Origin of the sequence: Streptomyces sp. NPDC086549, assembly GCF_044746205.1 — a bacterium.
Lineage (GTDB): Bacteria > Actinomycetota > Actinomycetes > Streptomycetales > Streptomycetaceae > Streptomyces.
The window spans coordinates 62,422-75,734 of record NZ_JBIVBS010000010.1 but is presented as its reverse complement, the minus strand read 5'-3'; the positions used below and the strand labels follow the sequence as shown (position 1 = coordinate 75,734).

Below are 13,313 nucleotides of genomic sequence, written 5' to 3'. Positions count from 1 at the left end.
GGCCGAGCCGCCACCTTACCCCAACGGTCAGACACCGACCGTCTCTTCGACCTCCGCCTCCGCGGCCTCCGCCTCCGCGACCTCCTGCGCCACGGTCACCGGCTCCGGCACGACAACCGCCGGCCCGGACGCCCTGCCCCGCTCGTACACCGCCGCGATCCCGGTCACGGCGAGGCCGACCAGCAGCCAGGCGGCCAGCGTGCCCACGTTGCGGCCCAGGCCGTCGCCGCCGAAGTACAGCAGGCTGCGGATGCCCTCCACGAACCCGGCGCCATTCCAGAAGGCGTGCAGGGTGCCGAAGAAGCCGTTCTGCAGCTCGGGCCGGAACAGACCGCCGGAGCTGGTGAAGTTGAGCATCACGAACAGCACCATCATCGTCAGCGTGGTCCACCGCTTCAGGAAGGTGTGCAGGCCGACACCGATGAAGAGGATGCCCGCGGAGTAGAGCCAGGCCATCCCCCACAGTCGGGCGAGGTCGTGGTGCGCGAGGTGGAACACGGGTCCGGCGAGCAGCACGCCGATGCCGCCGACGACGGCGGAGACGCCGAGCGCCAGTAGCGCCCGCACCCGCATGGGCAGCGTGGAACCCGCGGCGCCGAGTGCGGCCACCGAGGCGTACGAGCCGATGCTCAGCGCGATCAGCAGGAAGAACAGGCCCTGCCCGGTGGGGTCGTCGGCGACCGGCTCGGCCACGTCGGTCACCTTCAGCGGGACACCCGCCTGGTCGGCGACCGGGGTGAAGGCCTTCTCGACGGCCGTGGCGCCCGTGTCGGACGCGGCACTGGCGACCAGCAGCTCCGGCGCCTTCCGGCTCGGCACATAAGCGCCCGTGACATCACGGGACTTGAGCAGGTGCACGGCTTCGGCGCGCGTGGTGACGGTACGGACGTCGAGCCTGCTGCCCGCGCTGTCCTTGACCGTCTGGGCGAGAACCTTGGCCCTGGGGCCGGAACCGACGACGGCGACGGGCAGGTGGTTGGGCTCCGGGGTTACGAAGGCCCCCATGTACGCGAGCCCCATGCCCAGACACATCAGCAGCGGCGTGATCAGGTGCGTGAGCACATGGCGGAGCGCTGGTGACCTCATCGGGCGACAACCTCCAATAGTTGGCTTATACAACCTTCAATCTAAGTTGTACTGTACAACTAGACCGTCGGAGGAGGAATTCCCGTGACCGCAGCGCAGACGGCCGTCGAGACCATCCAGCGCGAGATGACGATCTTCGCCCGCCGGGCCCGGGCCTCGGCGGGGCGCATGCACCCGGAGCTGTCGCTGGTGTCGTACACACTGCTGGGGCACCTGGAGGAGAGCGGCGGCTGCCGGGCCACCGACCTGGCCGCGCACTACGCCCTGGACAAGTCCACGGTCAGCCGTCAGGTGGCCGCGCTGGAGCGAGCCGGGCTCATCGAGCGTCGTACGGACCCGGAGGACCACCGTGTCCAGGTGCTGCACCTGACGGAGGCCGGTGAGGAGATCCTCGCCCAGGTCACCCAGAGCCGCCGGGCCGCCTTCAGGGAGCGGCTCGCGGGCTGGCCGGAGGAGGACCTGACGCGGTTCGCCCGGTATCTGGAGCGGTACAACGCGGGGCCGGCGACGGCCGCCGGCCCCGACTGACCGGCTTGCCTACGGCACCGGTACGGCTTCCCGGCCGTCCGTGAGCCGCTCGGGCGCCCGCGCCGCGAGGAACGCCGTCCTGCGCCGCAGCCGGAAACCGAGCGACTCGTACAGCCGGATGGCATGGGTGTTGCCCGCGCCGGTGTGCAGGAACGGGGTCTCGCCGCGCTCCCGGATGCCGTGCGCGACGGCGAGGATCAGCCGGGTCGCCAGGCCCTCGCCGCGGAAGGCGGGGTCGGTGCAGACCGCGCTGATCTCGGTCCAGCCCGGCGGGTGCAGTCGCTCCCCCGCCATGGCGATCAGGGCGCCGTTGCGGCGGACGCCCAGATAGGTGCCGAGCTCGATGGTGCGGGGCAGGAACGGTCCGGGCTGGGTGCGCTCGACCAGGTCGAGCATCTCGGGCACGTCGGCGGGACCGAGCCGGACCGCCTCAGGGTCCGGCGCGGCGGCCAGGCCGTCGTCCACCAGCTGTACGCCCTCGACTCGGAAGGTGATCTCCCAGTCGTCCGGGACCCGCCCCCGGAAGCCCAGTAGCGGAACCTCTGTGCCCGGCCCGGCCAGCGCCGCGAGGTCCGCCCAGTCGTCCGCGTCGGGCTCGGCGGGCAGCACCAGCCACGGGGACACGTCGACCGGGTAGCGCAGCACGCGGCCGCGCCGCTCGGCGAAGTGCGCGTGCGGGCCGGTCAGGGACGCGAGGGCGGGGTTGTCGAGGACGTGCGGGGTCTCGCCGCCGGCGGGGCTGATCCCGCTCATTCGGCCACCTCGATCACGATCTTGCCGCGGGCGTGGCCGTCCTCGACGGCGCGCAGCGCCTCTCCGGCCAGGTCCAGCGGGAAGGTCCGGGTGACGTGCGGGTCCAGGGCGCCGCTCACCACCAGCTCCGCCACCGCGTCCAGAACGGCGGAGGTGCGGGCACGTTCGACCCGCGCACCGCCCAGCTCCGCCACGGTCTGCGCCGGGGCGCCGGCGGTGATCAGCCGGGTCCGGTCGGTGAGGAGAGTGGCCGCCTCGGCGAGCACCTGGTCGCCGACGAGGTCGTAGACACCGTCGATGCCGTCGGGCGCTACCGCCTCGACACGTTCGGCCAGGTCCGGCCCCGAGGGCACGTGCACGGCTCCCAGCGACTCGACGAAGTCCTTCTTGGCGTCGCTCGCCACGCCCACGACCCGCAGCCCGAAGGAGCGGGCGATCTGCACGGCCGCGGCACCCACCCCGCCGCCCGCTCCGGTGACGAGCAGGGTCGCGCCCGCGGGCAGGCCGAGCTGGCGGATGCCGTCGTACGCGGTGGCCGCGGCGACCGGCAGGGTGGCCGCGTCGGCGAAGGACAGCCCGGCGGGCTTGTGGGCGCTCACCTCGGCGGGCAGCAGGGCGTACTCGGCGTATCCGCCGGCGACCGTGTTGCCGAAGACCTCGTCCCCGACGGCGAACCCCGTCACGCCGTCCCCGATCTCCTCGACGACCCCGGAGACCTCGTTGCCGAGGACGGCGGGGAAAACGCGCTCACCGGTCTCGCCGGGACGGCGGAAGCCCGTGCGCAGCTTCCAGTCGACCGGGTTCACGCCCGCCGCGCGGACCGCCACCAGGAGCTGACCTGGACCGGGGGCCGGCCGGTCCACGTCCACGAACGCCTCGGTCTCCGGTCCGCCGTACCGGGTGAAGACGTATGCCTTGGGCATCTGCTTCCTCTCTCCCTTGTGCTGCCGCCGGGACCGCCGGCCCCGACACTCAGCGCCAAGGAGCAGCGCGCGACGGCTATTCCCGGACCGCGCAGAGTTCATGCCGCCGCAATGATCGGGGCACTGACCTGGGGCGGAGCACCGGCGACGACCGCGTACGGTTGAAGCATGAACGTCACCCGAGCCTTCACAGGGCGCCCCCGCGTCCACAATCCGGGGCTGCCGCCGGGCCAGTACGACGCGGGCGACGACTGGCCCGTCCTGTCGGCCGAGGTCACCCCCGACCTCACGCCCGCCGACTGGACCTTCCGTGTCGACGGACTGGTTGCCGAGCCGCGCACCTGGGACTGGGACGAGGCCCGGGCGCTGCCCGCGTCGGCCTACGAGGGCGACATCCACTGCGTGACGAGCTGGTCGAAGTTCGGGGTGCGCTTCGGGGGCGTCTCGCTGGACGCGTTCCTCAATATGGTCCAGCCCCATGTGTCCGCCACACATGCCATTGCCTATGCGCACACCGGCTACACCACCAGCCTTCCGCTCGCGGACCTCACCGGCGGGCGTGCCTGGATCGCCTGGGAGTACGACGGCAAGCCGCTCGCGGCCGAGCACGGCGGTCCGGCGCGGCTGCTGGTGCCGCACCTGTACTTCTGGAAGAGCGCCAAGTGGATCGCCGGCCTCACCCTGCTCGACCACGACGAGCCGGGCTTCTGGGAGCAGAACGGCTACCACGCGCGGGGCAACCCCTGGGAGGAGCAGCGGTACTCCGGTGACTGAGACCTTCACTCCCCCGACACGCTTCGCGGTGCCCGGGCGCATCGCCGTCAGCGAGCAGGCCGCGGCTACGTGGCAGACGGCCACCCTCATCGAGATCCGGCGCGAGACCCCGTACGCCGCCACCTTCCGGTTCGCCGTGCCGGCCTGGGCGGGGCATCTGCCCGGGCAGCACCTGATGCTGCGGCTCACCGCCGAGGACGGCTACGTGGCACAGCGCCACTACTCGATCGCGTCCGCGCCCGACGACTCCGGGCACATCGAGCTGACCCTGGACCACGTCGAGGGCGGCGAGGTCTCCGGCTGGTTCCACACGGTGGCCAGGCCGGGCGACACCGTCGAGGTGCGCGGCCCGCTGAGCGGTTTCTTCGCCTGGCCCGGCGACCGGCCCGCGCTGCTGATCGGCGCCGGTTCCGGAGTCGTGCCGCTCATGTCGATGCTGCGGCACCACCGGGCGGGCGACCTGACCGTTCCGCTGCGGCTGCTGGTGTCCGCGCGCAGCCCCGAGGAGCTGATCTACGCGCGGGAGCTCGGCGCGGAGACGACGGCAGTGTTCACCCGCAGCGCACCGGAGGGTGAGCGAGTGGGACGTATGGGCGCCACACATGTGGCACCCCTCCTGGCCGAGCAGCCTCCTGGTGGGTGGGAGGCCTATGTGTGCGGTTCCAACGGGTTCGCCGAGCACGCCTCACGGCTCCTGGTCGAGGCGGGCCAGCCCGTGGACCGTATCCGCATCGAACGCTTCGGCTGACGCCTCCCCTTCTCCGACGGACCCGCACGCCAGTGGGTGTCGAGCGTCGCTGTGGATGCCTTTGTCATGCTCGGTCCCCCGGCGAGGTGAGCCGACTGCCCCGTACGGGGTACGAAACCGGTGTGGACGCTCGCATGCGTACACGGTGCGCGCGGACCGGCGGCCCGGTCCCGGCCTGGACCGTCCCGTCTCTCGGGCTCCGGTGACGGCGAGGAGGTCGACATGCGAACCCGGGTTCACGGCTGGCGCTGGCGGAACAACCCGCTGCGGCGCCGGTCGGACGTCGTGGAGGCGTGGACTGCGCTGGCCGTCGCCGTCCTGCTGCTGGTGGGCGCGCCCCTGGCCGGCGCGCTGGCGGGACTGTGGGCCCATGACGGGGCCCGGACGGTGGCCGCGGCGCAGCGGGCCGAGCGGCATCGTGTCCGCGCCGAGGTGACCGGCGGCACGCCCCACCAACTGCCCTCGGTACCGGGCGGCCGGGAGCACGCCTACCGTGCGACGGTGCGCTGGACGGAGCCGGGCGACCGGGTTCGCACGGCCGTGGCGCGCGTCCCGGCGGGGTCCCGGCAGGGTGACGTGGTGGACGTGTGGTTCGACTCCGAGGGGCGCGGTGTCGCCCCGCCGCCGAACGACGTGGCGGTCTGGCAGCACTCCGTCGCCGTCGGCCTGTGCGCGGCAGGCGGAGCGGCGGCCGTGACCCTTCTCGGGCACGGCGTCGTACGCCGTGTCTCGCTCCGCCACCGGATGTCCGAGTGGGAGCGGGAGTGGGCGCGTACGGGTCCCGAATGGACGCGGCGGAAGGCCTGAGCCTGCGCAGGCTCGGACCAGGACGCGGCCTGGCGAGGTCTGTGGCCGCCCACGTACGGTGTGATCATCCGCACGACCACTCTTCGAAGGCGGTTGTTGATGGCCCTGTTCGACCTTGCTCTCGACGAACTCCGTGAGTACCGCAGCGAGTCAGCGGAGCCCGAGGACTTCGACGCCTTCTGGTCGAAGACCCTCCAGGTGGCCCGCGAGCACGATCTGGACGCCCGCTTCGAACCGGTCGACGTGGGCCTGTCCACGGTGCGGGTGTACGACGTGACGTTCGCGGGGTTCGGCGGTCATCCGGTCAAGGGCTGGCTGCTCCTGCCCGCCGGGGCCGAGGAGCCGCTGCCGCTCGTGGTGCAGTTCGTCGGTTACGGCGGGGGGCGCGGTCTGCCGCACGAGCACCTGCTGTGGGCGTCGACGGGCCGGGCGCACTTCGTGATGGACACCCGCGGCCAGGGCAGTGCCTGGGGCGGCGGGGGCGGCACCCCGGACCCGGTGGGCGGCGCCCCGGCGTACCCCGGTTTCATGACGCGGGGCGTCGACGCGCCCGAGAGCTACTACTACCGGCGGGTGTTCACGGACGCGGTGCGCGCGGTCGAGGCGGCCCGCTCGCACCCGCTGACGGACGCGGCGCGGACCGTGGCGCTCGGTTCGAGCCAGGGCGGCGGCATCACCCTGGCGGTGGGCGGGCTGGTCCCCGACCTGGTGGCGGTCGCCCCGGACGTTCCGTTCCTCTGCGACTTCCCGCGCGCGACGACGCTGACGGACCGTCACCCGTACCGGGAGATCGGCCTCTACCTCAAGACCCACCGGGGCCGTTACGAGGACGTCCTGCGCACGCTCTCCTACTTCGACGGCGTCCACTTCGCGGCACGCGGCCGGGCCCCCGCGCTGTTCTCGACGGCGCTGGAGGACCAGACGTGCCCGCCGTCGACGGTCTTCGCGGCCTTCAACGCCTGGGCGTACGACGACAAGGCGATCGAGGTGTACGACTTCAACGACCACGAGGGCGGCGGACCGTTCCAGGAGGCCGAGAAGATGCGCTGGCTGCGGTCGTACGCCTGAGCGGAGCCGCCGGGCGGCCTTCCCTCCAGTCCGACCAGTCGGTATGTTCAGGGGCCCGGGTCGCAGCGTCGCGCCCCGGGTATCCCCGCGACGACGGAGGACCCATGTCCGAGCACGAGCCAGACGTTCACGGTCACTGCGACGCACGCTTCACCGCGGTGCGGCAGGCGTTCGAGGAGAACTTCCGGGACCGGGACGAGCTGGGTGCCGCGGTGACGGTGACGGTCGGCGGCGAGCCGGTGGTGGACCTGTGGGGCGGGTGGGCGGACGCGGCGCGCACGCGTCCGTGGGAGCGGGACACCCTGGTCAACGTCTGGTCGACGACGAAGGGGCCGACGGCGCTGTGCGCGCACATCCTGGCCGACCGGGGGCTGCTCGACCTGGACGCGCCGGTCGCCGCGTACTGGCCGGAGTTCGCGGCCGCGGGCAAGGAGAAGGTTCTCGTACGGCATCTGCTGTCGCACCGGGCCGGACTGTCCGGTCTGCGTGAACCGCACTCGCGCGAAGAGCTCTACGACTGGGAGCTGACGACCGCGCGGCTCGCGGCGACGGAGCCCTGGTGGGAACCGGGGACACGGTCGGGGTACCACGCGTTCACCTACGGCCACCTCGTCGGCGAGGTCGTTCGGCGGGTCTCGGGACTGCTCCCCGGGGCCTTCCTGGAGCGGGAGGTGACCGGGCCGCTCGGCATCGACTTCACCATCGGCCTGCCGCGCGAGAAGTCCGGGCGGGCGGCCGAGCTGGTGCATCGGCGGACCGTCGACTCCGGTGAACAGGCGGCGATCTTCAGCCAGTTGACGCCGGCGGCGATCGCGGCCCTGGCCAATCCCCTGATGGGTGCGGCCGATGCCAACTCGCCCGAGTGGCGGGCGGCCGAGCTCCCGGCCGTGAACGGACACGGCACGGCACGGGCCGTCGCCGCGTTGTACGGCATCTTCGCCGGGCGCGGGACCTACGACGGCCGGCGCATCCTCTCCCCCGAGGCGGTGGAGCGGGTGCGTGAGGGGCAGGGCAGCTGCCGCGACCTGGTGCTCGGGGCCGGTTTCGACCACGAGACGGAGATCGGGCTCGGTCTGTGGCTCAGCGGACCGCACGGCTCGTACGGACCCGACCCGCGGGCTTTTGGACACGACGGCTTCGGCGGCTCCTGCGGGCTGGCCGACCCAGACCAGGGTGTGTCGTTGGGCTATGTGATGAACCGGATGGGGCCTCACATCGCCGATGATCCACGGAAGACGGCGCTGGTCGACGCCGTGTACCGCTCACTGTGACCCGGGCCCCGCGCGGTCCGGTTTCGGCCGAACCGGCCGACCGCTCTTCCCTGATGGTTTAGACCAATGCTAGATGTGGTCGCGCAATGAGCCCGCACGGCTACGTCTTGTGACCAACAGGAGGCGCGGCATGGCCCGCACCACCCCGCACGACCATCCGAACGACCACCCGCAGACGGACGACCAGCCCCTGTACTGGCAGATCGCGACGAGGTTACTCGCCGAGCTGCGCGAGGGAACCGTTCCACCCGGTGAACGGCTGCCGGGCGAACGGCAGTTGGCCGACCATTTCGGGGTCAGCAGGCAGACCGTGAGGCAGGCGCTGGAGGTCCTGCGGCGCGACGGTCTCGTCGCCACCGACCGACGGGGCAGCCACGCCACGCTGCCCGGCCGCCCGGTGGAGGACCCGGTGTCGCTCGCCTTCCCGGTGGGCGTCCGGACCACCGACCCGTGCGCGGTCGACCGGGCCACCGTGACCTGGGAGACGCCCCCGGAGGAACACGCCGCGGCCCTGGGACTCGCCCCGCACCGGCCGACCCTGGTGCACCGATACGAGTCGGCCGCGCCCGACGGCCGCACACTGCGCACCGCGTTGACGTCCTTCTCGGCGGTGGCGCTGTCCGAGGTCGAGGAGCTGGGCCGTTACCGGGACCGCGCCGACGGGGCGGCCGCCGCTCAACTGCAGCGGGCCTACGACTGGATGCGCAGGGCGGGCCTGGCCCTGCACCACCGGGACTCCATCACCCAGGCCATCGACGCCTCCTCGGTACGAGTGACCCGGCGGGTGCACGACCAGTACGCCCGCCCGCTGGAGATCACCGACCTGGTGGTGGACGCCCAACAGGACGCGCTGGTCTACGAGTTCACCCTGCCGGCGGCGGGCTGACCCCGGGCCGCCGCCCCGCACGCCGGACGCTACGGCAGCCGTCGCGCCGCCACCAGCCGGGCGCGGGGGCTGCCGTCGGCGCGCCGTCCGAACTCCGGCAGGGCGTACAGGTCCACCGCGAAGCCGGCGCGTTCCAGCTCCCTCAGCACGCTCCCGAACCGGAACGCCCGGTAGTACATGACGAAGGGCGGCCGCCACACCGCGTTGCGCACCCGCATGACCGCGTCGAAGCCGAGCAGGATCCAGAATCCCGGGCGGGACGGGCGGGGCGGGGCGAGCACGGGGAACGCGAAGCGGCCGCCCGGCCGCAGTACGGAGCGGACCTCGGCGAACAGCTCCGGCAGTTCGCGCGGCAGGAAGTGACCGAAGGCCCCGAAGCTGACCACCAGGTCGAAGGCGGACGCGAACGGCAGGGCGCGGGCGTCCCCGCGCACCCAGGCGATCCGCGGCCCCTCGGACCGGGGCTGGCGCCGGGCCACGTCGAGCATGCCGGCACTGAAGTCAACGCCCGTGACGCTCTCCCGGCACACCCGCGCCAGCACGTCCGCCCCGGCGCCGGTGCCGCAGCACAGGTCGAGCCCGTCTTCGAACGGGCCGAGCCGGGCGAGCGCCTCGCCGACGGATTCCAGCACCGAGTCCGGCGTACGGAACGGGGTGTGGTCGAACTTGGGCGCCAGCAGGTCGTAGCCGTGCTCGACCGACGACAGCGCCTGGACGGCGAGCTCTCGGAGGCTGGGTCCTTCGGGGCTGAACATTCGGCCAGCCTAGGGGGGAGGTGTTGTTTCTGTGGACAAGATACCGGGGGGTAGCTTAGTCTCCTCGGCATCTAATCAACTAATTGACTATGAGGTGAGTCGATGCGCGCGTTCCGTGAGGCGGTCGAGGCCCGCGATCTCGATGCCGTCGAGGCGCTGCTGGCGCAGGACGTCGTCTTCACCAGCCCGGTCGTGTTCAAGCCGTACCACGGCAAGGCGATCACGGCGGCGATCCTGCGCGCGGTCATCCGGGTCTTCGAGGACTTCCGGTACGACCGCGAGCTCGCCGGCGCCGACGGCCGCGACCACGCACTGGTGTTCACGGCCCGGGTGGGCGACCGGGAGATCAGCGGCTGTGACTTCATCCATGTCAACGAGGACGGTCTGATCGACGACTTCATGGTCATGGTGCGCCCGCTGTCGGGCGCCCAGGCACTGGCGGAGGCCATGGGCGCCCAGTTCGACCGCATAGCGAAGGAGGCTGAGGCACAGTCCGCCTGAGGGCCGCGCCTCCGCCTCATCGTCACACCACGGTGAGGGTGATGGCACCGCTTTGAAGTGCTCTCCCGGCTGAAGCCGGGAGATTCCCTCCTGCCTTGCGGTGGCGGGTCGGCATTGCCGGACCAGCCGCAGCCTTCGTTCTTGCATGCAAGGTGCCGCCGTGGCGAGCGGCCTTGTACGTCAGCATCGTCACGTGCGCCCCCACGTCTCTTGGCTGATGGAGCGGTTGAGGCCGGACTTCCGGGTGACGTTCTCCCCCGGGTTCTCGACGGTGCCTCCGGCACTCTTGACCATGTTCGGGATGTCCGAGCTCACGGTTGGCGGCGACGGCCTCACGGGGGCCGATGCCGGTGGCCACGGCCTGATCGCACAGGTGGTGCGGTCGGCCCCCGAACTCCGCCTCCAGGGCGATGAGTTCGCTGATGACGCCCATCGGCAGGGGCAGCGCGAAGTGCTGTCGCAGATCGGCGACGCCGTCGCCGCCTCCGCCGCCCGCCCCAGGCCGTCGAGCAGTGAGGCCGTCAACTCCTCGACGTGGGGCCGCAGTTACTCGACGCGGCGGGAAGTGAACGCCCGGCTCACCAGCGACCGCAGCCTGCGGTGGTCGTCGCCGTCGGCGGTGGTCATACCCCGCACGGTCGCGAAGGTGGCCGGCGGCCGGCCTTCGGCTGCGGTGGCATGGGCGACGAGGTCTCCACCGGGTACTCTCCCGACGGCCGTACGACGGGACGCGACGCCGCCGATCGTGAGTTGACCGGGGCCTTTCCCGAACCGGCATTCCGCGTCGACTCGTCCCACGACCCGGCTGCCGCCACGGGCCCGCCGTCGGCGGAATAGATCGCGGCTACGGCACGTTGACGTAAACGACAGCCGCATCGCTCCATCGAGTGGTACTCTGCGGTCAGCACTCGTGCACGCCCCGCTGTGGGCGCCGGTGCCGGTTCCTCTTCATCACGCTGATCCGCCCGTCGGTTCTCGACCCGCGCGTCGGCTTTCCAGCACCACCTCGCATCCCTCACGTCCGAGGTGCGGTTCCCGCCGCTCGGAGGCGCACAGGTACGCCTCCCTCTTCGCGGCCCACTCCCCCCTTCCTCATGCCTTCCGTCCGCGAAAGGACCCCCGATGACCACCACACTCGAACACCCTCCCGTACAGCAGCGGCCCGCGACACCCCAGGGCGTCACCGGTGTCCTCGACATCGACGCCGGCGGGAAGGGGCACCTGCGGGCCCCGAGCTGCCTGCCCTCGCCCTCCGACCTCCAGGTCGGCCTCGCGCTGATCCGCCGTCACGGCCTGCGCAAGGGCGACCTCGTCGAGGGCGTCCGCGGAGCGCAGCGCTCCCTCACCGAGGTCGGGCGCGTCAACGGACGTACCCCCGAGCAGCTCCGCGGCCGCCGGCACTTCCGGGACCTCACTCCGCTCCACCCGCGCGAGCGGATCCGTCTCGAACATCCGGCGTCGGGCCTGACCGGACGCGTCACCGATCTGTTCGCGCCCGTCGGCAAGGGCCAGCGCGGGCTGATCGTGGCCCCGCCGAAGACCGGCAAGACCGTGGTGCTCCAGCAGATCGCGGCCGCGGTCGCCGGCAACCACCCCGAGTGCCGTCTGATGGTGGTGCTGCTGGACGAGCGTCCCGAGGAGGTCACGGAGATGCGGCGCTCCGTACACGGCGAGGTGTACGCCTCGACCTTCGACCGGGCGCCCAAGCAGCACATCGCGCTCGCTGAACTCGTGATCGAACGGGCCAAGCGCCTCGTCGAGGACGGCGAGGACGTCGTGATCCTCCTCGACTCCCTGACCCGGCTGTGCCGGGCCCACAACAACGCGGCGGCCTCCGGCGGCCGCACCCTCAGCGGCGGTGTCGACGCGACGGCGCTGCTCGGCCCCAAGCGGTTCTTCGGCGCCGCGCGTCAGGCCGAGGAGGGCGGCTCGCTCACGATCCTCGCCACCGCCCTGGTGGACACCGGCTCCCGTGCCGACGGCTTCTTCTTCGAGGAGCTCAAGAGCACCGGCAACATGGAGCTCCGGCTGGACCGGGAACTCGCCTCCCGCCGTGTGTTCCCGGCCGTCGAACTCGACTCGTCCGGCACCCGCCGCGAGGAACTCCTGCTGTCCCCGGCCGAGTTGACGGCCGTACGGGGCCTGCGCCGCGCCCTGCAGTCACGGGACGGCGGTCCGGCGAACCTGGAGACCCTCCTGGCCCGGATGCGCGAGACCCCCGACAACGCGACCTTCCTGCGCCGCGTCCAGCCGACGCTGCCGACGGGCTGACGGTGCGGCATCCGGGTTGCTCGCGGGCGCCGTCCGGCCCTGACAGTGCGGGGTACAGCGGGACCATTCCTAGGTTGACCATATGACTATCGGATTCGCTACCCGGATGGCCGTGTCGACCTGTGCCCTCTGTGTGGCGGGCGTCCTGGCGCTCACGCCCGCCGCAACCGCCTCCCGCACCGGAACCTCGGTACCGCAGCCGTCGGTCCTCTACCGGTCCGGAACGCAGGTCAGACCGCACCCCGGGGCGCCCGAGGTCCCGGACGTCTCCGCGCTGTCCTGGCTGGTGGCCGACGCCCGCACCGGTGACGTGCTGGCCGCGAGCGACGCACACCGCAAGCTGCCGCCCGCGAGCACCCTGAAGACACTGTTCGCCCTCACCGTGCTGCCGGTCCTGCCCGGCGGCGTCCGGCACCGGGTGACGGAGGCGGAGCTGGCGGACGTCGGCCCGGGCAGCAGCATGGTCGGCGTCGTCGAGGGGCAGACGTACCGGGTGTCGGACCTGTGGCGCGGGGTCTTCCTCAGCTCGGGCAACGACGCCGTGCACGTGCTGGCCGCCCTCAACGGCGGCTGGCGCAGAACGACCGCCGGGATGCAGGCCAGGGCCCGCACCCTGGGGGCCCTGGACACCCATGTCGTCTCGCCCGACGGCTACGACGCGCCCGGCCAGGTGTCCTCGGCCTACGACCTGGCGGTATTCGGCCGGGCCGGGCTGCGCAACGCGGACTTCGCCCGGTACTGCTCCACCGCCGACGCCATGTTCCCGGACGGCGCCGGGTCGTTCGCCATCGAGAACACCAACCGCCTGCTGACCGGCGAGGACGGTGTCGCCCGTTATCCGGGGCTGATCGGCATCAAGAACGGATACACCAGCGAGGCCGGCAACACGCTCGTCGCCGCCGCGCACCGGGGCGGGCGCACGCTCGTGGTGACGGTGATGAA

At 72.2% G+C, this 13,313-nt stretch carries 13 protein-coding genes and 2 pseudogenes; 10 read left to right on the top strand and 5 right to left on the bottom strand.

Going from position 1 to position 13,313, the window contains the following annotated elements; genetic code table 11:
* Positions 1 to 27: 27 nt before the first annotated feature.
* Positions 28 to 1,086, bottom strand: a complete 1,059-nt coding sequence (locus tag ACIPSA_RS28615; RefSeq protein WP_402639434.1) for a hypothetical protein — start codon at positions 1,084 to 1,086, stop codon at positions 28 to 30.
* Between the two features lie 126 nt (positions 1,087 to 1,212).
* Here ACIPSA_RS28615 and ACIPSA_RS28610 point away from each other — a divergent pair, with 126 nt between their 5' ends.
* On the top strand, positions 1,213 to 1,614 hold the full coding sequence (locus tag ACIPSA_RS28610; protein WP_402639864.1) for a MarR family winged helix-turn-helix transcriptional regulator: 402 nt from the start codon (positions 1,213 to 1,215) through the stop codon (positions 1,612 to 1,614).
* 9 nt (positions 1,615 to 1,623) lie between these two features.
* Here the strand turns inward: ACIPSA_RS28610 and ACIPSA_RS28605 are convergent, their stop codons facing one another.
* A complete protein-coding gene (locus tag ACIPSA_RS28605) occupies positions 1,624 to 2,367 on the bottom strand; it encodes a GNAT family N-acetyltransferase (RefSeq protein WP_402639433.1) in 744 nt (247 codons plus the stop codon).
* On the bottom strand, positions 2,364 to 3,290 hold the full coding sequence (locus ACIPSA_RS28600; protein ID WP_402639431.1) for an NADP-dependent oxidoreductase: 927 nt from the start codon (positions 3,288 to 3,290) through the stop codon (positions 2,364 to 2,366). Before ACIPSA_RS28600 ends, ACIPSA_RS28605 begins: the two co-directional genes overlap by 4 nt.
* A gap of 168 nt (positions 3,291 to 3,458) precedes the next feature.
* On the opposite strand from ACIPSA_RS28600, the gene ACIPSA_RS28595 reads away from it, so the two are divergent.
* The 6 genes from ACIPSA_RS28595 (at position 3,459) to ACIPSA_RS28570 (ending at position 8,844) form a co-directional block, all read left to right on the top strand.
* Positions 3,459 to 4,064 carry a sulfite oxidase-like oxidoreductase gene (locus ACIPSA_RS28595; RefSeq protein ID WP_402639429.1) on the top strand — a complete coding sequence of 202 codons (606 nt, stop codon included), beginning with the start codon at positions 3,459 to 3,461 and terminating at the stop codon, positions 4,062 to 4,064.
* On the top strand, positions 4,057 to 4,812 hold the full coding sequence (locus tag ACIPSA_RS28590; RefSeq protein WP_402639427.1) for a ferredoxin reductase: 756 nt from the start codon (positions 4,057 to 4,059) through the stop codon (positions 4,810 to 4,812). Before ACIPSA_RS28595 ends, ACIPSA_RS28590 begins: the two co-directional genes overlap by 8 nt.
* A 222-nt stretch (positions 4,813 to 5,034) precedes the next feature.
* On the top strand, positions 5,035 to 5,619 hold the full coding sequence (locus ACIPSA_RS28585) for a hypothetical protein (protein WP_402639425.1): 585 nt from the start codon (positions 5,035 to 5,037) through the stop codon (positions 5,617 to 5,619).
* A 99-nt stretch (positions 5,620 to 5,718) separates the two neighbouring features.
* On the top strand, positions 5,719 to 6,687 hold the full coding sequence (locus ACIPSA_RS28580) for an acetylxylan esterase (protein ID WP_402639423.1): 969 nt from the start codon (positions 5,719 to 5,721) through the stop codon (positions 6,685 to 6,687).
* A gap of 104 nt (positions 6,688 to 6,791) precedes the next feature.
* Positions 6,792 to 7,958 (top strand): serine hydrolase domain-containing protein, encoded by a 1,167-nt coding sequence (locus tag ACIPSA_RS28575; RefSeq protein ID WP_402639421.1) that lies wholly within the window; start codon positions 6,792 to 6,794, stop codon positions 7,956 to 7,958.
* A gap of 130 nt (positions 7,959 to 8,088) precedes the next feature.
* Positions 8,089 to 8,844, top strand: a complete 756-nt coding sequence (locus ACIPSA_RS28570; protein WP_402639420.1) for a GntR family transcriptional regulator — start codon at positions 8,089 to 8,091, stop codon at positions 8,842 to 8,844.
* A 29-nt stretch (positions 8,845 to 8,873) separates the two neighbouring features.
* Here ACIPSA_RS28570 and ACIPSA_RS28565 read toward each other — a convergent pair whose 3' ends face one another.
* Positions 8,874 to 9,599: a methyltransferase domain-containing protein gene (locus ACIPSA_RS28565; protein ID WP_402639418.1), complete on the bottom strand. Its 726-nt coding sequence runs from the start codon at positions 9,597 to 9,599 to the stop codon at positions 8,874 to 8,876.
* Positions 9,600 to 9,701: 102 nt separating this feature from the next.
* Here ACIPSA_RS28565 and ACIPSA_RS28560 point away from each other — a divergent pair, with 102 nt between their 5' ends.
* Positions 9,702 to 10,100, top strand: a complete 399-nt coding sequence (locus ACIPSA_RS28560; protein ID WP_402639416.1) for a nuclear transport factor 2 family protein — start codon at positions 9,702 to 9,704, stop codon at positions 10,098 to 10,100.
* A 307-nt stretch (positions 10,101 to 10,407) separates the two neighbouring features.
* Here the strand turns inward: ACIPSA_RS28560 and ACIPSA_RS28555 are convergent.
* Positions 10,408 to 10,766 (bottom strand): annotated as a pseudogene (locus tag ACIPSA_RS28555) (cytochrome P450); the annotation flags it as partial.
* Between the two features lie 456 nt (positions 10,767 to 11,222).
* Between ACIPSA_RS28555 and rho the strand changes: the two are divergent.
* Together rho and ACIPSA_RS28545 are read left to right on the top strand one after the other, a co-directional pair.
* A complete protein-coding gene (gene rho / locus ACIPSA_RS28550; RefSeq protein ID WP_402639414.1) occupies positions 11,223 to 12,371 on the top strand; it encodes a transcription termination factor Rho in 1,149 nt (382 codons plus the stop codon).
* A gap of 82 nt (positions 12,372 to 12,453) precedes the next feature.
* A pseudogene (locus ACIPSA_RS28545) lies at positions 12,454 to 13,305 on the top strand (D-alanyl-D-alanine carboxypeptidase family protein); the annotation flags it as partial.
* Between the last annotated feature and the right edge of the window lie 8 nt (positions 13,306 to 13,313).